17 protein-coding genes are annotated in these 21,957 nt (G+C 50.4%); 7 read left to right on the top strand and 10 right to left on the bottom strand.

From position 1 onward, the window contains the following. Positions 1-1,964, top strand: a 1,964-nt coding sequence (locus B0I18_RS19910) for a T9SS type B sorting domain-containing protein (protein WP_146146820.1), incomplete at its 5' end; no start/stop codon positions are given. Positions 1,965-2,266: 302 nt separating this feature from the next. After that, on the top strand, positions 2,267-4,318 hold the full coding sequence (locus tag B0I18_RS19905) for a T9SS type B sorting domain-containing protein (RefSeq protein ID WP_106524506.1): 2,052 nt from the start codon (positions 2,267-2,269) through the stop codon (positions 4,316-4,318). A gap of 96 nt (positions 4,319-4,414) precedes the next feature. Here the strand turns inward: B0I18_RS19905 and rpe are convergent, their stop codons facing one another. Next, positions 4,415-5,062, bottom strand: a complete 648-nt coding sequence (rpe, locus tag B0I18_RS19900) for a ribulose-phosphate 3-epimerase (RefSeq protein ID WP_106524505.1) — start codon at positions 5,060-5,062, stop codon at positions 4,415-4,417. 630 nt (positions 5,063-5,692) lie between these two features. Between rpe and dnaB the strand changes: the two genes are divergently transcribed. From dnaB to B0I18_RS19875, 5 genes are all read left to right on the top strand, one after another. Continuing rightward, the gene (gene dnaB, locus B0I18_RS19895) at positions 5,693-7,336 is read left to right on the top strand and encodes a replicative DNA helicase (RefSeq protein WP_106524504.1); all 1,644 of its coding nucleotides are present in this window, start codon (positions 5,693-5,695) and stop codon (positions 7,334-7,336) included. A gap of 114 nt (positions 7,337-7,450) precedes the next feature. After that, on the top strand, positions 7,451-7,903 hold the full coding sequence (gene dtd, locus B0I18_RS19890; protein WP_106524503.1) for a D-aminoacyl-tRNA deacylase: 453 nt from the start codon (positions 7,451-7,453) through the stop codon (positions 7,901-7,903). Between the two features lie 61 nt (positions 7,904-7,964). Further along, on the top strand, positions 7,965-8,720 hold the full coding sequence (gene ubiE, locus B0I18_RS19885) for a bifunctional demethylmenaquinone methyltransferase/2-methoxy-6-polyprenyl-1,4-benzoquinol methylase UbiE (RefSeq protein WP_219906012.1): 756 nt from the start codon (positions 7,965-7,967) through the stop codon (positions 8,718-8,720). A 46-nt stretch (positions 8,721-8,766) separates the two neighbouring features. Further along, entirely contained in the window at positions 8,767-9,474 is a 708-nt protein-coding gene (gene porT / locus B0I18_RS19880) for a type IX secretion/gliding motility protein PorT/SprT (protein WP_245882124.1), read from the top strand. A 178-nt stretch (positions 9,475-9,652) separates the two neighbouring features. Next, positions 9,653-10,258, top strand: coding sequence for a superoxide dismutase (locus tag B0I18_RS19875; protein ID WP_106524500.1), 606 nt, complete (start codon positions 9,653-9,655; stop codon positions 10,256-10,258). A 474-nt stretch (positions 10,259-10,732) separates the two neighbouring features. Here the strand turns inward: B0I18_RS19875 and B0I18_RS19870 are convergent, their stop codons facing one another. From B0I18_RS19870 to B0I18_RS19830, 9 genes are all read right to left on the bottom strand, one after another. Beyond that, positions 10,733-12,475 carry an ABC transporter ATP-binding protein gene (locus B0I18_RS19870; protein WP_106524499.1) on the bottom strand — a complete coding sequence of 581 codons (1,743 nt, stop codon included), beginning with the start codon at positions 12,473-12,475 and terminating at the stop codon, positions 10,733-10,735. A 143-nt stretch (positions 12,476-12,618) separates the two neighbouring features. After that, entirely contained in the window at positions 12,619-14,910 is a 2,292-nt protein-coding gene (locus tag B0I18_RS19865) for a TonB-dependent receptor (protein WP_181358545.1), read from the bottom strand. A 124-nt stretch (positions 14,911-15,034) separates the two neighbouring features. Next, complete coding sequence (locus tag B0I18_RS19860) at positions 15,035-16,423, bottom strand: T9SS type A sorting domain-containing protein (RefSeq protein ID WP_106524497.1); 1,389 nt, start codon at positions 16,421-16,423, stop codon at positions 15,035-15,037. Positions 16,424-16,588: 165 nt separating this feature from the next. Continuing rightward, positions 16,589-17,872 carry a prolipoprotein diacylglyceryl transferase gene (locus B0I18_RS19855; RefSeq protein ID WP_106524496.1) on the bottom strand — a complete coding sequence of 428 codons (1,284 nt, stop codon included), beginning with the start codon at positions 17,870-17,872 and terminating at the stop codon, positions 16,589-16,591. Positions 17,873-17,951: 79 nt separating this feature from the next. Further along, the gene (locus tag B0I18_RS19850) at positions 17,952-18,443 is read right to left on the bottom strand and encodes a YajQ family cyclic di-GMP-binding protein (protein ID WP_106524495.1); all 492 of its coding nucleotides are present in this window, start codon (positions 18,441-18,443) and stop codon (positions 17,952-17,954) included. Between the two features lie 99 nt (positions 18,444-18,542). Continuing rightward, positions 18,543-19,796: a methionine adenosyltransferase gene (gene metK, locus B0I18_RS19845; protein WP_106524494.1), complete on the bottom strand. Its 1,254-nt coding sequence runs from the start codon at positions 19,794-19,796 to the stop codon at positions 18,543-18,545. A gap of 102 nt (positions 19,797-19,898) precedes the next feature. Further along, positions 19,899-20,426: a DUF4878 domain-containing protein gene (locus B0I18_RS19840; RefSeq protein ID WP_106524493.1), complete on the bottom strand. Its 528-nt coding sequence runs from the start codon at positions 20,424-20,426 to the stop codon at positions 19,899-19,901. A 25-nt stretch (positions 20,427-20,451) separates the two neighbouring features. After that, positions 20,452-21,174 carry a YiiX/YebB-like N1pC/P60 family cysteine hydrolase gene (locus tag B0I18_RS19835; RefSeq protein WP_106524492.1) on the bottom strand — a complete coding sequence of 241 codons (723 nt, stop codon included), beginning with the start codon at positions 21,172-21,174 and terminating at the stop codon, positions 20,452-20,454. Positions 21,175-21,265: 91 nt separating this feature from the next. Continuing rightward, positions 21,266-21,844 carry a YqgE/AlgH family protein gene (locus B0I18_RS19830; protein WP_181358544.1) on the bottom strand — a complete coding sequence of 193 codons (579 nt, stop codon included), beginning with the start codon at positions 21,842-21,844 and terminating at the stop codon, positions 21,266-21,268. Between the last annotated feature and the right edge of the window lie 113 nt (positions 21,845-21,957).

The following is a 21,957-nucleotide window of genomic DNA, read 5'->3' as shown; positions in this document are numbered from 1 at the left end:
ATGGCAATTGGTTCACCGGCTTCTTTGGTTTCGATATGAAGCAGTCACCACCCGATGTGATTGAGACCGATAAATTCCTGCAGACCATAGGCGGGATTTTTGCGGTTACTTATGAACGGGGGAAAGGGATACGTGCACAAAATATTGTTCCCGTTTCTCACCCGGAGACCGGCGCGTTCCGGTTTCTTGCCTCACCGTATAACCAACACGGCGGGCCTACCCTGTACGACCGGAATATAGACCCGATGCCCAACGGCACATTGGATGTATCCTACAGGTCGTTAGAAAAAAACATTATAGTCGTACCCTTTATCCATGACCCCGATAAGTATTATGTCTTTACCTTTTCCAGGACCTCCGATCTGAATTATTCGGTGGTGGATATGACGCTCAATAACGGTCTGGGCGATGTGGTACCGGGGTTAAAGGACAGGCACGTCCGTACACCGGAATTTGCCGATCCGTTCACAAACTTCATCGATGTGGTACCGGGTAACAATTGCGATCTCTGGCTGCTTGCAGTGGAGAGTGACTACGATATGTCTACAGCGTATACCTTATCGGCTTACCACATTACGGATTCGGGCATCGATACGACACCGGTAGTTGCGCATTACAACAAAGAGAGCATGTGGGATATGTTCTGGGACTTCAAAGTATCGCCCGACCGGGAGTCTATCGCATTCATCATTTTAAATTACATCGAGAACCGGCCGAGCTCCCGGGTACATTTCCTCCGGTTCGACCCGGAAAACGGCGCCATAACTACCGATGCCTATCCTACGATCGAGTTGAGCGAAACAGACTACAGGGATATGCATGGCTGTTTTACGCCCGACAATACCGCGTATATCGTTTATAAACATGACTATTATGGGGGCAATATGATTTTTCATAAGTACGCGCTCAACGAGAACATGCGGCATACCAGCAGCACCTACCCGCTTTCGTACCCGGAATACAATTGGTACAAATATTCGGCTTATACACCACCGATTATTTTTCTAAAACCCTATGGCAATAAAATATTTTTCAATATCCCGCAGCATTATTCGCTACCCGATCCCGACGATATGGAGCAAAAACTAAAAAAGATCGGTCAGTATACCTGTGTTAAATTGGGCACGATGAAACCATTGGGTGACGGTTGGCAGCAGGTGGATTACGACCCGGAGATAACGCTGACACGTACCTGCAGGCTGCAGACCAATAGTGATGTGGTTTATCCTTATCTCGCCTTCGACACCATGCCCAGCGTGTATTTCGACACCGTGTTTTGTTTCGAACCCAACACCCCGCTCGGTTCCATTAAATTAAAGGCGAGGCCGGGCTTTACGGATTATATATGGAACGATGGCAGTACCGGCAACGAGCGCGAGATCCATACACCGGGTAAATACTGGGTATATTTTAAGAGCGGTTGTAACAATATAAGGGTCGACAGCTTCATTTTCCGGTTCCGCGCACCGGTAGTGGTGCTGCCGCCCGATACGGTGATCTGCGACCAGCGCTTCCCGCTAACGGTTAAACCTAAAGAAGCCGGCGATTACCGGTGGGAGGACAACTCGACTATACCCGAAAGAAACATCTATGCCCCGGGCACCTATTGGGTAACCTTCGAGGCCGAGGGCTGTACCCAATACGATACGCTGACTGTTGGCAGCGAGCATTGTCCCTGCAATATATCGGTACCCAATGCCTTCAGCCCCAATAACGACGGGCTCAACGATTACTTCAAACCCACGATAGCACTGGGTTGCGTGCCTGTGCAGTACAGCCTCCTTATCTATAACCGCTGGGGACAGATGATCTATAAATCCAACAATGAGTTTGACCGCGGCTGGGATGGCACTTATAACGGCCGGTCGGCCGATATGGGCAGCTACTTCTACGAGCTGCGGTTCAAAACCGACGCCCGCCCCGAACCTTATTATCACAAAGGCGAGCTCGTACTTATCCGGTAGCGGCACCGTTGTATTTTACGAAACATGAGGTCCGGCTTTTACAGGAAAATGCATAAGATAATTATGTATTATACATACCGTTATTCCCTGCCCTCCCCAAGCCCGCAACGCCGGTTTAACGGTTTTGTTGCGGGGAAAATGATCGTTTAAGCGATACTACCAGTGGATAAGCATGACCACAGCGTTCTAACCTGATAGTACTCAAAGCGATATAAAGTGTCTTGTAAGTATGCTGGACATCCGGGGCAGTATAATCACATACTGATGCCTGCATGCCAATCATAACTGAATAGCGGATAACTTTGAAATCTAAGCACATAAAAGGTCTTGCGCTCCTGCTGCTGCTCCTGGCCCCGGGTCTGCAAAGCCGCGCCCAGTTCCATGCCCAGCGGAGCATACATCTTAATGCAAACAGCAATTGGTTCTTCGGCGAAATGGGCCTCAACCTTAAAACAACACCAGCAACAGTAACCCGGACTGAAAAATTCCTGGAAACGATGGGCGGGAGATTTAAAATCGAGTACGAACGGCAGAAAGGATACCGGTTTGAAAATATGATCCCTGTTTCTCATCCGGAGACCGGGGCACTCCGGTTTATCGCCATCCCTTACTGGTTGTATGACCGCGACCTGGAACCGATGCCCAATGGTAACCTGGATGTATTTGCCAACGGCTACGCAAAGTATATGATCGTCGCCCCCTTTATCCGGGACCCCGACAGATATTATGTTTTTTCCATTACAGGCGCCCTTGACCTGGCTTATTCGGTAGTGGATATGAAACTCAATAACGGGCGGGGCGACGTAGTACCGGGATTAAAAAATATATTGATCCGCAATTCTGCATTCATTGATGAGTATATGGAGCTCGTTGATGTTGTACCGGGCAACAATTGCGACCTCTGGCTGATTACGACTACAGGAGACATCGGCAACACACCCTATACCTTATCTGCCTACCACATTACGGCTTCCGGCGTCGATACAACACCAGTTATTTCCTACCACGAAAAAGCGACCATGTGGGATATGCTTTGGGACTTCAAAGTGTCGCCCAACCGGGAATCGCTCGCTTTCATCGCATTAAATTATATCGATTATTACCCCAGACCACAGGTACATTTCTTTAAATTCGATCCCGACAACGGCGTCATTACCGAAGGCGCCTACCCCCCGGTGTTACTGAGCGAAACGGAGCAAAAGGATATACATGGCTGCTTTACGCCGGACAATACTGCTTATATCGTTTATAAACAAGACAACTCCGGCGACAACATCGTTTTTCACAAATACGAGCTGAACGAAAACATGCGGCATACGAGTAGCCTTTTCCCGGTTACCTACCCGGTATACAACCGGCTCAAACATTCGGTTTATACCCCACCCATTATTTTCCTTAAACCCCACGGTAATAAAATATATTTCAATATCCCTGAGGCCTATAGCAAACCCGATCCGCACGACTTAGAAATGAGATATAAATTGATTGGCCAGATCACCTGTACGAAACTAGGTGTTATAGGTCCGTCGGGTAATGATTGGCAACAGGTGGCCTTCGATCCGGCAAAGCCCCTTTCGGAATCCTGCAGGTTATACACCAATAACGATGTCGTATATCCTTACCTGGAAATGGATACCATACCCAGCGTGTATTTCGATACGGTATTTTGCCGCGAAGCGGATATGCAATTAGGTACTACGACCTTAAAAGCGCGCCCCGGGTTTAGCGGTTATATATGGAATGATGGTACAACCGGCGACCGGCGCCAGATCAGCACACCGGGTAAATACTGGGTCTACTATAAGGGGGGCTGTAACAACATACGGGTCGACACCTTCATTTACCGGTTCCGGTCGCCGATAGCGGTACTGCCACCGGATACGGTGATCTGTGACCAACGGTTCCCCGTAACGATCCAACCTAAAGAAGCCGGCAATTACCTGTGGGAGGACCAGTCTATAATACCCGAAAGAAATATCTATGGTCCCGGTACCTATTCGGTAACCTTCGAGGCCGAGGGATGCCCGCAGCACGATACCATCCGGATCGGCGGCGAGCATTGTCCCTGCAATATATCGGTACCCAATGCCTTCAGTCCCAATAACGACGGGCTCAACGATTACTTCAAACCCACGATAGCACTGGGTTGCGTGCCTGCGCAATACAGCCTTCTTATCTATAACCGCTGGGGACAGATGATCTATAAATCCAACAACGAGTTTGACCGCGGCTGGGATGGCACCTATAACGGCGCCCCGGCCGATATGGGCAATTACTTTTACGAACTGCGGTTCAAAACCGATGCCCGTCCCGAACCTTATTACCACAAAGGAGCGCTCGTGCTGATCCGGTAGCGCAGACCCTCCTTTGTGCTTTACCTTGCTACCAGTAACAAACAACGCCAGGCACTAGGCCTGGCGTTGTTTGTATTGAAATCATTTTATTATGGATCAGATCGCTTTCAGCTGGCTGATCATGGCAACCGGGTCGCTTGCGCTGAACACCGTATTACCGGCAACCAGTACATCGGCGCCTGCAGCAACGATGGTACCCGCATTCTCCAGGGTTACACCGCCGTCGATCTCGATCAGAGCCTTGCTGCCTGTTTCGTTGATCAGCGCCCGCAGTTCGGCTATTTTCTTCAGGGTATGTGGTATAAATTTCTGTCCGCCGAAACCGGGGTTCACACTCATCATACACACCAGGTCAATGTCTGCAATAATGTCTTTAAGCAGGTGCACCGGTGTATGCGGGTTGATGGCCACGCCGGCTTTCATGCCTTCGCCATGGATCATCTGCACGGTACGGTGCAGGTGGTTACAGGCTTCTATATGTACGGAGAGATAATGCGCCCCGGCTTTGGCAAAGTCGCTGATGTATTTTTCCGGCTCTACGATCATCAGGTGCACATCCAGCGTTTTGGTGGCTTTGCGGTTTACGGCAGCGATAACGGGCAGGCCGAAACTGATATTGGGCACAAAACGGCCGTCCATTACATCGAGGTGCAGCCAGTCTGCTTCGCTGCGGTTGATCATGTCTACATCTTCTTCCAGGCGCAGAAAATTGGCCGAAAGCAAAGAAGGGGCAATTAATGGCATTTCAAATAAATTAAAAAGAGTAATATAAGATAAATTCCGGTAAAGGACAAGGGCTTTTCGCCCCTGGTTCCGCCCCCCGGTTTTCCCTGCAAAAGTACTAATGTTTTACTCCTAAATACTACTAATCTCCTATCCATTTTCCAAATAAAACTTAACCTTACTTTTGCACAGCAACCTGTGCATTTGCTGTGAATTAGCGTTATATTTGGTACAGGATTGTGGATAAACTTCCCGTATCAATGGCAAATCATATGATTAACGGGGGATAACCTGTGCAAGCCGTTTTCAAAAATTTATTTCCCTAAATGTGTCCCCGACGCGTAAAATGAACTTACCTTAGCCGTCCTTAAAAAGTATTTAACCTTTTCTTAATATAGAACCGTACGATATTACCGTCCATCCGGATGACGCAACCGATATTGGCTTTACCTTTCGCAAGCGCTTACGGAGCATAGTATTACCCATCAATAAGTATTGCGTAAACGCACGATTCTGAAAACAAAAAAACAGGATTAACTGCAGCCGTGATCTACGGATGTAGCAGTTTACGCACTGAACATAAAGAAAGGGTTCGTCGACTTTAAGTGTTGTAGCAAACAAGGCCGTTATGGCTTTAAACCAAAAAGAACGATGTCCTTAAACATTAAAAAAGAACTGGGAACAACCCGGGGCCGTAAGTCCGACCTGAGCAATGTGATGTATGGCAAGGTGCCCCCCCAGGCCAGAGAACTGGAAGAAGCTGTGTTAGGTGCGATCCTGCTGGAGAAAGATAAACTTTCGGATGTACTGGAAGTACTGACCTCCCCCGATTGCTTTTATGTAGACGCGCACCAGCGTATATTTTCGGCCATACGCCGCCTGCCCGAAAAAGGCCAGGTGGTCGATCTGCTGACCGTTACCGAGGAGCTGCGCCGCAGCGACGAACTCGAACTGGTAGGCGGGGCCTACTTCCTCACCAAGCTCACCATGAGCGTGGTGTCGAGCGCGCACGTGATCGCGCACGCACGTATCGTGATGGAAAAATACATCCAGCGCGAACTCATCCGGATCTGCGGCGACATGATCACCAATGCCTACGAAGACAAAACCGACGTGTTCGACATGATGGACAAGGCCGAGACCGACCTGTTCGAAATCAGCAATAACTTCCTGCGCAAGAACTATTCGAGCATGCAGGACATTATCGTCGAAACGATCGAGCAGGTATCGAAAGCCCGGAACGAGAAAGACGATGTAACCGGTGTACGGTCGGGCTTCCCGAGCCTCGATGCCATTACCGGCGGCTGGCAACCGAGCGATCTGATCATCCTTGCGGCCCGTCCGGCCGTGGGTAAAACAGCCTTCGCCCTGAACCTGGCCATGAACGCCGCTATGGACCCGCATAAACCGAAAGGGGTAGCCATCTTCTCTTTGGAGATGGGTAATACCCAGATCGTAAAACGTATGCTGAGCGCCGTTACCGAGGTACGCCTCGAAAATATCAGCCGCGGCCGTATGGAAGATTACGAGTTTACCCAGCTCACCCAGCGTATGGAGCCCCTGGCCAAAGCCCCGATCTTTATCGATGACCAGGCCGGTCTGAACATCTTCGAGTTGCGGGCCAAGTGCCGCCGTCTGAAAACCAAAAACGATATCGGCATGATCATTATCGATTACCTGCAGCTGATGCAGGGATCGGATAAAGCCGGTAACCGCGAGCAGGAGATCAGTAAGATATCGCGAGAGCTGAAAATGCTGGCCAAAGAGCTGAACGTGCCGGTACTGGCCCTGTCGCAGTTGAGCCGTGCGGTAGAAACCCGTGGTGGCGATAAAGGTAAGATCCCGCAGCTGAGTGACCTTAGGGAATCGGGTGCGATCGAACAGGATGCGGATATGGTTATGTTTATTTACCGTCCCGAATACTATGGCATCAACAACGATGAACAGGGACAACCGGTAGACGGCGAAACCCACATCAATATCGCCAAACACCGTAATGGTCGCCTGGATACGGTTAAATTGAAAGCCCTGCTGGAATACCAGAAATTTATCGAGCTCCCGCCCGACGACTGGAGCGCAGGACCTGCAGCCCCCGGTGGCTTTGACGATCCGCAGGCGGGCTTCCGCAGGCAGAGCGACGATGACTTTGGCAACAGCAAGCTGAGCATAGCGCCCGGTTTCCAGACCCTGCAATCGAAGGCCAACAATATGGATTTCGAAGACGATGAATTCTCTTCCAAGTCCAAACTGAAAGGCTTTAAGCCGCCGCCGGACGATGGAGACGCACCATTCTAAAACACAGAACCAGCACCGCTTTACCGGCGCTATTTATATCATCCCATTTCCCGCCGACAGCTACACGGCCGGTCCACACCGGTTTTAATCGCTGCCGGCGGTCGTTTTTTCAACATGAGAGCAGTCATTCAACGGGTAAAAGAAGCCGGCGTTACTATAGACGGCCGGCAAAAAGCAGCCATAGGCCCCGGCCTACTGGTATTGCTGGGTATCGAAGATGCCGACAACGAACAGGACATCAGCTGGCTGAGCAGCAAGATTATCCAGATGCGCATTTTTGCCGACGAGGCAGGCCTCATGAACCGCTCGGTAGCCGATACCGGCGGCGACCTGTTGCTGGTGAGCCAGTTTACCCTGCATGCCGCTACCCGCAAGGGCAACCGGCCTTCGTTTATCCGGGCGGCAAGACCCGAAAAGGCGATCCCGCTTTACGAACAGATGATCAAAAAGCTGGAGCAGGACCTGGGCCGCAGCATCGGCACCGGCGAGTTTGGCGCGGATATGCAGGTAAACCTGGTCAACGACGGTCCCGTAACGATCATTATCGACTCCAGGAACGAGTTGTAATCCCGGCCTGTATCGACAATATAATTACAGCCGTTCCTATTTTAGCCGTATTTTTGCAGCAATGAACTCATCCGCTTCTTCCGGGCCAAAGCCCAAAGTAATGCCACTGCCCGGTTCCGACCTGAGCAAAAAAGAACAGGTAGCTGGTATGTTTGACCGCATTGCCGGCCGTTACGATTTCCTGAATCATTTCCTGTCTATGGGTATAGACCGCGGATGGCGTAAAAAAGCCATCAATACCCTGCGCCCGATACAGCCTAAAAAGATACTGGATGTAGCTACAGGCACTGGCGACCTGGCCATCGCAGCCCTTCGGCTTAACCCCGACAAAGTAACGGGTGTGGACATTTCGGAAGGCATGATGGAGATAGGCCGTAAAAAACTGGCGGACAAGCACCTGGATGGGATCATTAACCTGCAGTATGGCGACAGCGAAGCGCTGCCCTTCAGCGACAATGCCTTCGACGCCATTACCTGCGCTTATGGCGTGCGCAATTTCGAACACCTCGAAAAAGGCCTGCAACAGATGAATCGCGTGCTGCGCAGCGGCGGACGTATAGCCATACTCGAGTTTTCCAAGCCAAAAACATTTCCCGTCAAACAATTATACCAGTTCTACTTCCGTTATATCCTGCCGGCACTGGGCAAAACCGTATCGAAAGATGCAACCGCTTATACTTATTTACCCGAATCGGTTGCAGCATTTCCCGAAGGCGCCCAGTTCTGTACAATACTGGAACAATGCGGCTATAAAAATGTGAAAGCCAGGCCGCTTACTTTCGGTATTACCACTTTGTACACTGCGGAGAAAGGCTGATCACCGGCCTTCTTTTCCTGCAAACAATTATTATCTTCGTACCCATATGACAAGCAAAGTGAAAGGATTAAGATTGTTATGCCTGTTCGGAATGTTGCTGGCAACGGTTACACTCCATGCACAGCACCGCATTCCCAACATGCCGGAGCACGATTCCAAATGGTACTATTTCGGTATTACGTTCGGAGCCAACTACTCGTCTTTCCGTATGAGCAATACCCAGAGCTTTGCCCAAAACGACACCTTTAAGCGGGTACAACCCAAATGGGGACCGGGTTTCAACCTGGGTATCATGGGCAACCTGCGGCTGACGCGATTCGTCGATCTCCGTTTTATCCCAACCCTGCTCTTTGCCGAAAAAGGGATTACCACCGTTGATCAGAGCGATGTAGAAAAGACCGAAAAAGTAGAATCTATCTATATGCACCTGCCTTTACAGCTCAAGTTCAAGAGCGACCGTATCGGCAACTTCCGGTTCTATGGCCTTATCGGCGGCAAGTTTGATTATGACCTGGCCTCCAATGCCCGCAGCCGCCGCCAGGACGAATTCCTGCGTGTAAAACCCATCGATGTGGGTGCGGAGATCGGCTTCGGCTTCGAGTTCTTCTATCCCAACTTTATCTTTTCGCCCGAGATCAAGATCAGCCAGGGCTTCCTGAACGAGCATTCAAAAGACGTCCAGATCCCGCTGTCCAATACCATCGACCGGATCAGCACCCGTATGATCGTGTTCTCGATACACCTCGAGGGCTAAACATGACCTGCGCCGCAAGGTTGCATAAAATCATTCGATTTCCGGATATACTTAAATTATTGTTTACAATTTGTAAGTGCATCATTTAGATGGTACTTTTGTGATCCGGTAAGCGCAAGGGCTTATGCCTGCTTACCCGCTATCACAATCCTAAATTCAAACAATAAATTAAAGATTTATGGCACACACACTTCCGGCTTTGCCTTATGCCCACAATGCGCTTGAGCCGCATATCGATGCACAGACCATGGAGATCCACCACGGCAAACATCACCAGGCTTATGTAGACAACCTGAACAAAGCTATCGAAGGCACAGACGCTGCCGACCTTCCGCTCGAAGACCTGATCAAAAACATTTCCAAATACCCTGCTGCCGTACGCAACAACGGTGGCGGTCACTTTAACCACTCCCTGTTCTGGACCGTACTGACACCCGGCGCTAAAGCAGCACCGGAAGGCAAACTGGCCGATGCGATCAACGAAGCTTTCGGTGGCCTCGACGCCCTGAAAGAAAAAATGAGCACTGCCGGCGCTACCCGCTTCGGCAGCGGCTGGGCCTGGCTGATCGTAAAAGACGGCAAGCTGGACGTAAGCTCTACCCCTAACCAGGATAACCCACTGATGGATGTTGCTGAAGTAAAAGGCACACCGATCTTTAGCATCGACGTATGGGAACACGCTTACTACCTGAAATACCAGAACAAACGCCCGGACTACCTGAAAGCCATCTGGAGCGTAGTAAACTGGGACGAAGTAGCCAAACGCTACGAAGCTGCCCTGTAATTGGACTACAATTCATACCGAATATACAAAGCCTGCAACCTGTTGCAGGCTTTCTTTTTATAGTGCGCCATGATATTTATCTGGTCGGTGGGGATGTGCACTTGATCCTATTTACTGCTGTCGTTGCCTGCCTACCGCAGGGTCCCTTTGCAGGAGACCCTGCGGGGACATCAAGCTGCCCTGTAATTGGACTACAATTCATACCGAATATACAAAGCCTGCAACCTGTTGCAGGCTTTCTTTTTATAGTGCGCCATGATATTTATCTGGTCGGTAGGGATGTGCACTTGATGCTATTTACTGCTGTGGTTGCCTGCCTCCGCAGGGTCTCTTTGCAGGAGACCCTGCGGGGACATTTAAGCTATTGGATGTGGTGCCGTGGCGAACGTGTCTTGAAGGCGAGATGTTTACCTGGTAAAGCTTTCTTCCCACAGCCAATAGCATTACCTGGCGTAAGGGTAAAGACAATGCCCGCTATCGCCGCTCGCCGATCTGCTGGCGCCACATGGCATAGTACAGGCCCTTTGCAGCCACCAATTCCTCGTGGGTGCCGGTTTCTGCAATATGCCCTTTCTCCAGTACGATAATCTTATCGGCATGCATAATGGTCGACAGGCGGTGTGCGATCAGGATGGTGATCTGCTCCCTGCGCGCCGATATGGCTCTTACCGTTTCGGTAATCACCTCTTCGGTTAAAGAATCGAGGGCCGAAGTAGCTTCGTCGAAAATAAGCAGCCGCGGCCGGCGCACGAGCGCACGGGCTATAGATATGCGTTGCTTTTCACCACCCGAAAGCTTGAGCCCGCTTTCTCCCAGCACCGTATAGATGCCCTTGCCGCTGCGGGCCAGCAAAGCGCCGCAGGAAGCTTTTTCCAGCGCCTCTAAGATCTCTTCGTCCGTTGCCGATGGTTTTACGAACAACAGGTTATCCTTGATGGTGCCCGCAAAGAGTTGTGTATCCTGCGTTACAAAGCCGATCTGCCGGCGCATCTGGTTATAACGGATGCGGGAGCCGGCAATATGATTAAAATAGATCTCGCCGCTTACGGGTTGGTAAAGGCCGACCAGCAGTTTTACCAGGGTAGACTTGCCCGATCCCGAGGGCCCGACAAAGGCGATGGTCTCGCCCGAAGCGGCTTTGAACGAGATATCGTCGATGGCATTATGCATGGCCGTCTGGTGCCGGAACACAACATGCTCGAAGCGCAGCGAACTCAGGGCGCCGATATCTACCGGGCTCTCCGGCCGGTGCTCCACGGGCTTTTTCATCAATTCGTCGAAAAGCTGGACCGATGCTTCGGCCTCGCGGTACGACAGGATGATATTGCCCATTTCCTGCAGCGGTGCGAAAATAGAAGTAGAGATAAACTGCATGGCAATGAGTTCGCCGGGACTAAGCACATGCCGGAAGATGAGCCAGAGCAGGGTAAAGAGAATGGACTGCCGCAATATATTTAAGGTGGTGCCCTGCAGGAAGGAAAGAAACCGGACCTGTTTCACTTTCGTCATTTCGAGGTCGAATATCTTTTGCGTATAGGCCTTCATCCGTTTGATTTCGGGATAGGTAAGACCCAGGCTCTTGACCAGTTCTATATTGCGCAGCGATTCGGTAATAGCGCCCGACATCTGCGTTGTTTCCCGGTTGATGGTACGTTGCACCAGTTTGATCCGGCGGCTGAGCATACCGGTAAAACTACCGATAACGACAAACCCGATCAGGAATACCGGGATAAGCGCCCAATGTTTGGTAATAGCATACCAGATCAGGAAACCGAAACCGACTACCGAAGAGAACAGGATATTGACAAAGGCGCTGATAAACCGTTCGGTATCGTTACGCACCTTTTGCAGTATGGCCAGGGTTTCGCCGCTGCGTTGCTCTTCGAACTCCTGGAACGAAAGCCGCAGGGTTTGCCGCAGACCATCGTTAAAGATCTGCATACCGAAGCGCTGTACTGCCAGCCGCATCACATACTCCTGGAAGGTGCGCGCCAGCCGGGCCAGCAAGGCTATAGCCAGGGCCACGAACAGCCAGAACAACACACCCTGTACCAGGTCCTGCTGTTCTTTATGCTGCCGGTTATTGGCATAATCGTCGATGATCTTACCAAAGATAATGGGGTCGATCATGGTCAGAAGTTGTGCTATACCGGCCAGCAGCAAGGCCAGGATGATGAGCCGGCTATGCGGCCGCAGGTATTTCCAGAGTATCTTCATAGATCGGCAGGCCTATATACCTGTATGTAATTTAAGCAATATTATCGTCTTCGGCGGCCGCCGGACAACAGAAAGCCCGGTTACTGGAAATAACCGGGCCTTACTCATGATTTTATATTATTCCGGCACTATGCGCCGTGCTTTTACTTACCCAATTGCACCCGCAACGAAGTAAAGAAGCTGCGGCCTGTGGTCAGTAACTGTCCATCGCCGGTGCTGTGTCCGCCGCCTGTAGCGCCGCCACCTGCAGCTGCACCTACAGCGCCGATGATCTGGTTGTTGGTAATATTCCTTACGCCGGCATTAAGCTGTATACGGTCTTTGTAAAAACGCTTTTCCAGCGAAGCGTCAATATTGTGATAGTCCTTCATCGGGGCGCCGAATACTGCACCGCCTTCGATACTACCGATTACCGGCTGGCTGCCGGTATACTTGTAGAATACGGCTACGCCGGCCTTCCAGGCTGCCACATCGTAACGGGCCGAAGCGTTGATCTCCCAGAAATTGAACGAAGGTGTAGTGGGGTAATTTTCGTTCTCCGTTTTAAAGCTCTGCGTAAAAGAGCCACCCAGGGTAAAACGCAGGGCATCGAAACGGAAGTCGTTGTTCAGCTGAACCACCATCAGGCGCGACCTGCCGATATTGGCATAAATGTACTTGGGCGCCTGGTTGGGCGGCAGCGGACCTTCGTCTTTTTGCGCAAGCGAGATCTGGTCTCTTACATCATCATAAAACAAGGTAAGGGAAGACAGGCCGCTTTTATTGGCTTTATCGAAATAAGTATAACCACCGGAAAGCTGGAAGTGCTGGCTGTACTCGGCTTTCAGGTCGGGATTACCGTCGATGTCGTGGTTGAAGTCCTTAAAGTCGAGATACATTTCTTTTAAGGTAGGCGCACGGAAACCGCGGCTGTAGGAAGCCCGGAACTGCAGCGCCGTCAAAGGTTTGTACAACAGGCTAAAGGAAGGCGATATCGGCGCATTGTATGCCGTGTTATGAATAAACCTTAAGGCCGGCTGCAAGGTAAGACTAGGTAATACTTTGATATTGGAAGTCAGGAACATGGCATAGTCGCCGATAAATTTATTACCACCCTGGATCTTATCCACACCCGATGCGAATTCCATATTGACATCATAACCGAAAGTATAATCGAAAATACCGGCCTGGTTGTTGTAGGAAGTCCGGGAAGTTACATTATGAAAGGTGCTCACCCCCTGGTCGCCCAGCACGGCAGACAGTGTACGGTCCATCGTGCTGAGATCGGTAAGATAGGAGATGCGCTGCCTGCGGTAATAGGCATAACTGTTGTTGCTCTCCCAATAACCATTGATACCGGTACGCCAGCGGGCCTGCGCCCTGTTGGTCCAGCGCTGGGTTTTAAACTCCTGGTCTTTAACCACGCGGTTGTAATAGGAGTAGTTGGCCATAGACTCTTTGGCGGTCAGCAGTTCGTGCATGTAGTCGCTGGCCAGGGTCAGCGATGCACGCGGTGCAAACTGCCAGGTATATTTCAGGTTGCCGAGATATTGTTCTTTCGGACGCCATAAGGGGTTGCGGATATCTTTAAAATTAGGGTCCCAACCCTGGAAATAGTTACGGGCAAAGTTCAGCGCAATGTTATGCTTACCGGTACTGCGCGCTACGTCGGCGCCAAAATTATATTTACCGATCGACTCGTAGAAACCGTTACCGGCCGCCGACCAGCTCTTTTTATTCGTTTTGGTAATGAGGTTAATCACCCCGCCGATCGCATCCGATCCGTACATCACGTTCATGGGTCCCTGCCCTACTTCGATACGTTCGATATTGTTGAGGTTGATCTGCCCGAGGTCGATATTGCTGCCTTCGCGGCCGTTAAGCGGCAGGCCGTCGACCATAATTTTTACATTATTACCACTAAGCCCGCGCATATTGATCTGGCTGCCCAGAGCGCCATCCTGCGGCAGGTTGATACCCAACTGGTTGCGAAGCGCATCGTTGAGCGTAACGGCTCCCTGCGAACGGATATCGGCTGCGGTAATGATCTTATATACCGACACAGCCTCGTCGAGCTTGGTGGGGCGGCCCACCCCGGTTACGATCACCTCGTTCAGACCTGCATACTTCTGGTCCAGCGTTACGGCTAATACACCATCCGGTTGGGCTTTAAGCGTACGGAAAACCGTTGCATACCCCAGGTTGCCGACTTCGATCCGCACCGGGTAATTGCTTACCGCCAGGGTAGCATTACCTGCCGCATCGGTAAGGGCATTCGTTATCGTTTTGCCGCCATCCTGTGTAACTACTTTAACCGTAGCGCCGGGCAGGCTTTCGCCCGCGCCATCGGCCACATTAAGCGTTAAATTACCCTGGGCTATAACCGGGAAAGCCAGGCCCAGCAGGAGTTGCAGTACAACAACAAAACGAAATACGTCGTGGATTTTTTTTGACACTGAATTCTTTTTTTGCGATGGAAAACCATCTTCTATTAGCGGAAAAAACATGCTTCTGCGCTAAGGGCGCCGAAGCATGTTTTTAGATATGGAGCACCCATGGAGAAAATATCTCCTCAGTCGATTAGTTACGTACTACGATCTTCTGTACGGAGTTCCAGCCTTCGCCGGCCAGGTTTACCATGTACAGACCGGAAGTGTAGCTGCTTACATCGAGGCGCAGTTGCTGGAAGCCGGCATTGATGGTTTTGGTAGTTTGCAGTACCACGCGGCCGCTCAGATCGGTAATGATGATTTTAGCGTCGCGGATGGTTTGCTTAGCGTCTACCAGCAGGTTAGCCTGACCGTTGATTACCGGGTTCGGAGCCACCACTACATTGCTTACGAATTGGTTGGCATCTACGATACCGGTTACAGGAGCGGTAAATACTTTACGTTTCTGCAGGGCAATTTTCTGGTTGTTAGCAGCATCTTTATCGAACATATCGAAATACACCTGCCAGATATCACCGTTGCTCAGTTTAACGAACCAGCTCTGGTTGGCTTTGATATCATATTTGAAGGTGGTCATATTTACGGTTTTCCAATCGGAACCGATGGTATGAATATCTTCGGAGTAAGCGCTTGCAAAGTTGTTGTAGTCGGCACTGTTAGGCGCTACGTTATCGGCCTGTGCTACTTTAATGTTGTAATTGCTCAGTACACCGGTTACACCCTGCAGGCCATAGGTACCATACAGGTCCATGAAGTTGCTGAATACGATATCCCATGAGTTTTTGTTGGGCTCGCGGTCAGACCATGTTTTAGTAGTCAGGTTGTAGTATTTGAACAGGGTGGTAGCACCTGCGATGCTTACGCCCAGGGTATCGATGGTGTTCGTAGCAAGATTTTTAACATAGAGGGTCCACTGGTTACCGTTAGCCAGTGCACGTGGCCATACGATGTAAGTGCCGGTAATGGTAGCCGGAGCGCCCATACCACCGCCCTGGTTGAGGGTAAGCAGGTACAGGGAGTCGCCTACTACGCTGTGTGCAGGGAAGCCGCCCTGGCTGTTGCTGCTGTAGTTACCCCAGCCGTAGTTGATACCTGCAGAAGGGTTGGAACCACCGGTTGCGCCGGCGTTGAAAGCGCCCATGGCATAGGTAGAGGTATCGTTGTGCAGTTGTTTAGCAGCACCGGTCATACCTACGGTATCAGCAGCTGTAGCTGTCAGGAAGCTTACGGTACCTTGTTTATGCAGGGAGTACAGTTTTACTACTGCACCGGTTTTGGTGGCTTCGTTAGTCCAGATACCTACGCCGCCATGTGTATCGGCCATAGCATTTAAGGCTTGTACGCCAAAGTGCCAGTTATTATCAGCAACAGGTGCACCGGACATACCGTTTGCAAGACTGTAATAAACGCTGTTTGCATATCCTACGCCCATGCTCACCGTATCTTTAATCCAGGTCTGCGCCTGGGCTGCAGTTGTCAAGGCCAAAGCTCCTACCGCCAAAGTGTATTTCAGTTTCATAAATCGATTTTTTGTAGTGCAAAAGTACAGCCGGTAAAATACATATCCTGTATTCCCAATCAATTATGACACAAAAATGACAGTAACCAGGCCCTTGCCGGCACATGCCTGACATAGGTCAAGATTACTGTCATCGTATATTTACACCCGGCAAATGCCGTGGTACTATTGAACCTGGGTAACGGTTGCTTTTGGCTTGTAGAAGAAGAAAAGCGCAAGACCGGCAATAACCAATGCGCCCGAAATGATCTCAGCCTGTGTGGGATGTATAAAGCCCCAGTCGTACTTATAATTCACCCTGATCTTTTCGACCAGGAAGCGTTCCATGCCATTGAGCACAAGATAGATACCAAACATCTGCAAGGGCCGGTTAAACCGTTTGCGCAACGACCACAACAGCAGGAACAGCAGGATACAGGCCGCCGCTTCGTACATCGAAGTAGGGAATACACCCGCAGCCAGCACATGGATATAGTCGCCGGTTTCGCCGGCTATCGGTATGCCATCGTTGTTTACGTTGTGTTTGAAGTTCTGAGCATACAGCCAGTCGGGAGCCCAGGAGGGCGCAGGGGCGTACTTATGCGGGATTACCGTATTCTCGTTGCGGTCGATAAAAATATGCGGGTTCTGCTTTACCACCGCATCATACTCCATCTGGCTGCTCTTTACCATCGAACCATCGGCACGGGTAATGTAAGCGCTGTTATAAATACCCCAGTCGCCGTCGCCCGAAAACTGGCAACCCAGGCGGCCGATACCGTAAGCCAGCATCAGCGCGGGTGCAGCAGCATCGCAGAGATGGGCAAAGGAAAATTTCTTTTTACGGGCATACACATAAAGCGCTACGGTGGCTACGATCAGCCCGCCGTAAAAGGTAAGCCCCGCGGGGGCGATCAGGTTACCCACCGGGTCTTTGATAAAATCGTTCCAGGTTTCAAAAGCATTAAACACCTTGGCGCCGCCAAAGCCGCCGATGGCTGCAATAAAAATAATATCCGCAACGCGCTGGTGCGGATATATGGCGACTTTGCGCTCCTTAGGTTGCGGCAACTGTTGTTTTTTACGCGCCGAATAACGGGAGTAAACAAAAAGCGCCGCACCCGCCAAACCACCAATCAGGCTGCCTTTCAGCGAAAACAGGAAATCGATGGGGTTATGCGAGGCCTCGCTGGCATTCAGTACCAGCCCCAATAACTTAAAACCGATCACAAAACCCAGTATGCCCATCCATACGAGTTCGGCATTGGTAACGGGTTTGCCCTCGGTTTCTGTTACGATCTCCGGTAGCATCAATTTCTGTTCTGCCTTCCGCTTCAGCTCCCGGGTAATGACCCAGGCGCCGGCCAGGAAGGCCAGCGCTACAAAAAAACCGAATGTTTTAACAAGGCTGAGCCCGGGAATATCGATACCAAAAAGACTATTGAACAGGTAATGAAAATCGGGAAACATGAGGGGTGGTTATAAAATTTGAAAATAGGATATCCGGCGCGGGCATGACATGCCCCGGACCTGTTAGTTCATTTCAGGGTTAGCTTTTCATGTTTACGTACTGCAGCGGCATTTCCAGGCCGGCGCCATTGCACAGCTTAATCACATCCTGCAGGTCGTCGATCTTTTTACCGGTAACGCGAACAATATCGTCCATGATAGCCACCTGTACTTTCAGCCCGCTGTCCTTGATCAGCTTTACGATTTTCTTAGCGGCGTCTTTATCCAGGCCGTTGCGCACGCTGATCTCTTTGCGCACAAACTTGCCGGAGCTGTAATGATCTTTGCTGAAGTCGAATGATTTGGCATCCAGTCCCTGCTTGAGCGATTTGGAAATGATCACATCCTCTACCTGCTTCAGCTTCATATCGCTTTCCACCTCAAGTTTCAGCACCAGGGTTTTCTTATCGAGATCGATCTCTACATGCGAGCCTTTGAAATCAAAGCGGCCGGAAATCTCTTTCTTTACTACGTTGATGGTGTTGTCGAGCGTTTGCAGATCTACTTTGCTGGCAATGTCAAATGAAGGCATAGTTTTCAATTTTAAAAAGCAAATGTACCAAAAAAAGCGCTGACACCTGTACCGGTACCAGCGCTTAAAATGAGGAAAAGCAAAGATAAGGTCGAAGCCTTATTTAATGCCGAAAGCTTTTTTTACTTTGGCCACATAGTCCAGTTTTTCCCAGGTAAAGAGTTCTACTTTAACTTTTTTCTCTTTGCCATCCGGGGTATGGAATACTTTGGTCACGATCTCGTTCTTACGGCCCATATGCCCGTAAGATGCGGTTTCGCTGTAGATCGGGTTACGCAGTTTAAGACGCTGCTCGATAAAGTAAGGACGCATATCGAATATGCCTTCCACGATACGGGCAATCTCGCCATCGTTCATATCCACTTTGGCAGTGCCATAGGTATTTACATAGATACCCATAGGCTCTGCTACACCGATCGCATAAGATACCTGTACCAGTACTTCGGAGCAGACACCGGCAGCAACCAGGTTCTTGGCGATATGGCGTGTAGCATATGCTGCAGAACGGTCTACTTTGGAAGGATCTTTACCGGAGAAAGCACCGCCACCATGTGCACCTTTACCACCGTAGGTATCCACGATGATTTTACGGCCGGTAAGACCGGTATCGCCGTGCGGACCACCGATCACGAATTTACCGGTAGGGTTGATATGGTACTGGATCTTGTTATTGAAGAGGTGGGCGTATTTTTCGTATTTGGCTTTAACGCGCGGGATCAGGATATTAACGATATCTTTCTTGATCTTGGCCAGCATTTTGGGCTCGGTATCGAAATCGTCGTGCTGGGTAGATACGACAATCGCATCGATACGCACAGGCTGGTTGTTATCATCATACTCCAGCGTTACCTGCGATTTGGCATCGGGACGAAGGTATTTGATCTCCTTGTTTTCGCGGCGCAGCGCAGCCAGTTCGATCAGTAATTTATGCGCCAGGTCGAGCGCCAGCGGCATATAGTCTTCGGTTTCGTTGGTTGCATAACCAAACATCATACCCTGGTCGCCTGCGCCTTGTTCTTCTTTCTTCTTTTTGTCCACACCCTGGTTAATGTCGGCAGACTGCTCATGAATGGCAGAAAGCACGCCGCAGGAGTTGGCTTCAAACATATATTCGCTCTTGGTATAACCGATCCTTTTGATCACGTCGCGCGCAATGGTCTGCACGTCTAAATATGCTTTCGATTTCACTTCGCCCGCCAGTACTACCTGGCCGGTAGTCACCAGAGTTTCGCAGGCCACTTTCGACTGCGGGTCGAAGGCAAGAAAATGATCAATAAGCGCGTCGGAAATCTGGTCGGCTACTTTATCTGGATGTCCTTCAGAAACGGATTCTGATGTGAATAAATAAGGCATATTTTGTTTAAACAGGTTTTTTAAAAGTATTCAAAAGTAAGGATTGAAATTAATTTTCAATAAAATAATAACGGGCGCTACCTATTTTTTTATCTTATGCCGTTATTTTTTCTTTTTCGGTGCGGGTGCTGCAGGCGGCTCATCCACCTTTACCGTATCTACCGCATCGCGCTGTACGTCCTCTTCCACGGCCTGGTGTTCTTCTTCGATATACGACTCTTCGCCGCCCACGAGATCGAGCGTGGAGATATCTACCTTCCAGCGGATATTGCCTTCGATATCTTTTTGCTGCAGCAGGCGCAGCTTGTTAAACGGCAGGATCTTGGGGTCGGTAACATAGGTTACGATCATGGTCGAGTCGGACTCTTTTTTGCTGTCCGTAACCTTTACCTTAAAATTCTGGAAAAGCGCGTTCTTCTCGGCTTCAGGCATCTCTTTGGTAAAAGAGGCGAGAATGTCGAGCATGGCCCAGGTGTTTTGCGTGGAGAGGTTCTTGGCCGTAGTGTAGTCCATTTTACTGAAGCTCACCAGGAACTTTTCGGTTACCGCCTGGGGCGAGTTGCTGTTCTTACAGGAAGTCCAGAACAGTGCGAGGACCAGGAAGGAAAATACAGGAACTAGTTTTTTCATACGGAAAGTATCGAAGCCTGCAAAATTACTGGATATACACGATTTTACAAACCAATTTGATCCCCTTCTTCAGGAAGAGGTTATCGACCGACACAAAACTGAAGTTTGCCGTTTGGGTGGTTCCGAGGTATTTTTTGTCGCCGGTCACTTCGATCATGGCCTTGTACACGAATTCGGTACAGTACAGCGAGCTGTCGGTGGCCAGGTCGAAATGCGGGTCGAAGCGGCGTTTTTCTTTAAAGTAGCGGATGGAGAGGTCGTGCAGTTTTTCGACCTGCTGCCGGCTCAGCTTATAACGGTATACGGCATAAGCCGTATTGTCGTGGGGCGAAATAAAGGCCGAAAGCGAGTCGCGCCGCAGCACCGCCTCGGGATCTTCGGCATTGCCGATCAGGTTATAGACCATCGGGTAGCCGTTCTCGATAAAAACGATACCGGCATGGGAATAGGACTTATCCCGGGTATTTACCTTTTTGAACAGGGCGCTGATGGCATCGCTGCCCGAACGCAATACCAGGTCGCCGTCTTTTACGATCTGGATACAGGAATCGGCATGATAGCGGTTCCAGGGATTGGCGGCACGGCGCATATTGGGCGTATGCACTACCGCGGCCGGCTGCGGATCGTACCAGTCCATCAGCAGCTTGCGGTTGTACACCACCAGGAATACGACCAGCATCGCAATCAGCAATGCGCCATGAAGTTTCCTGTTTTTGTTTCCGTGTGTGCTGTCCATCTGTTGCTGCAAATATAAAGGTTAGCCCCCAGCGGCGCCTCTTAATTTTTGCAATAATAAGCGGGATATAGGTGGAATGCGGGCCGGGCCGCAGGTACGGGTATCAGTTCAGTTGCGGGTGAATAGGCATATTGGCCATAAAGGCAAAGCTGCTGCCCAGCGAACGGAGCGCATCCTGCCATACCTTGCGGCTGTCGGTTTCAAATATCACATCTTCGAAAGTATCGGCCACGAGCCATACGCCATCTTTAAGCTCCTGCTCCAACTGCCCGTCGGCCCAGCCCGAATAACCGATAAACAGCCGCAGGTCGGGTATCCCGGCAGGGTTGTCGTGGATGGTACGTGCCAGGTCGTCGTACGAGCCGCCCCAGAATATGCCGGGCAGGATCTCGGTTCCGCCCATTACATCGGGCATTTTGTGGATCATATGCAGGGTATCGCCCTGTACCGGTCCGCCTTCGAATACAGAGAGCCGCGGGGTATACAACTCGGGCAGCAGGTCGCCGATAGTGCTGTGCGAAGGCCGGTTAAGCACGAAACCGATACTGCCCTCCTCGCCATGCTCCACCAGGAACACCACGGTACGTGCAAACCCGGGATCGTTGAGAAAAGGCTCTGCAATCAACAATTTACCGGCCGCGGGCTTAATATCAGTACGTTTATACGGGTCTAACAAATCCATAGTCGGTTTACGCTTTGTTTGAACATTAAAATTAACCCTCGACGGCAACTTTCCAAACATTTTAACCCTATAATTTAAGCCTTATAAAATTATTAGCAATTCTACTTAGTGTA

Origin of the sequence: Taibaiella chishuiensis, from assembly GCF_003014535.1 — a bacterium.
GTDB lineage: Bacteria > Bacteroidota > Bacteroidia > Chitinophagales > Chitinophagaceae > Taibaiella > Taibaiella chishuiensis.
Note: the sequence above shows the minus strand (reverse complement) of the source record. Positions and strands in the feature narration are given on the sequence as shown.

Coding starts and splice junctions, on each gene's coding strand:
- dtd (WP_106524503.1), top strand. CDS start 7,451: ATGAGAGCAGTCATTCAACGGGTAAAAGAAGCCGGCGTTACTATAGAC.
- B0I18_RS19840 (WP_106524493.1), bottom strand. CDS start 20,426: ATGAAAAAACTAGTTCCTGTATTTTCCTTCCTGGTCCTCGCACTGTTC.
- B0I18_RS19830 (WP_181358544.1), bottom strand. CDS start 21,844: ATGGATTTGTTAGACCCGTATAAACGTACTGATATTAAGCCCGCGGCC.
- ubiE (WP_219906012.1), top strand. CDS start 7,965: ATGAACTCATCCGCTTCTTCCGGGCCAAAGCCCAAAGTAATGCCACTG.
- B0I18_RS19875 (WP_106524500.1), top strand. CDS start 9,653: ATGGCACACACACTTCCGGCTTTGCCTTATGCCCACAATGCGCTTGAG.
- dnaB (WP_106524504.1), top strand. CDS start 5,693: ATGTCCTTAAACATTAAAAAAGAACTGGGAACAACCCGGGGCCGTAAG.
- B0I18_RS19855 (WP_106524496.1), bottom strand. CDS start 17,872: ATGTTTCCCGATTTTCATTACCTGTTCAATAGTCTTTTTGGTATCGAT.
- porT (WP_245882124.1), top strand. CDS start 8,767: ATGACAAGCAAAGTGAAAGGATTAAGATTGTTATGCCTGTTCGGAATG.
- metK (WP_106524494.1), bottom strand. CDS start 19,796: ATGCCTTATTTATTCACATCAGAATCCGTTTCTGAAGGACATCCAGAT.
- B0I18_RS19850 (WP_106524495.1), bottom strand. CDS start 18,443: ATGCCTTCATTTGACATTGCCAGCAAAGTAGATCTGCAAACGCTCGAC.
- B0I18_RS19860 (WP_106524497.1), bottom strand. CDS start 16,423: ATGAAACTGAAATACACTTTGGCGGTAGGAGCTTTGGCCTTGACAACT.
- B0I18_RS19870 (WP_106524499.1), bottom strand. CDS start 12,475: ATGAAGATACTCTGGAAATACCTGCGGCCGCATAGCCGGCTCATCATC.
- rpe (WP_106524505.1), bottom strand. CDS start 5,062: ATGCCATTAATTGCCCCTTCTTTGCTTTCGGCCAATTTTCTGCGCCTG.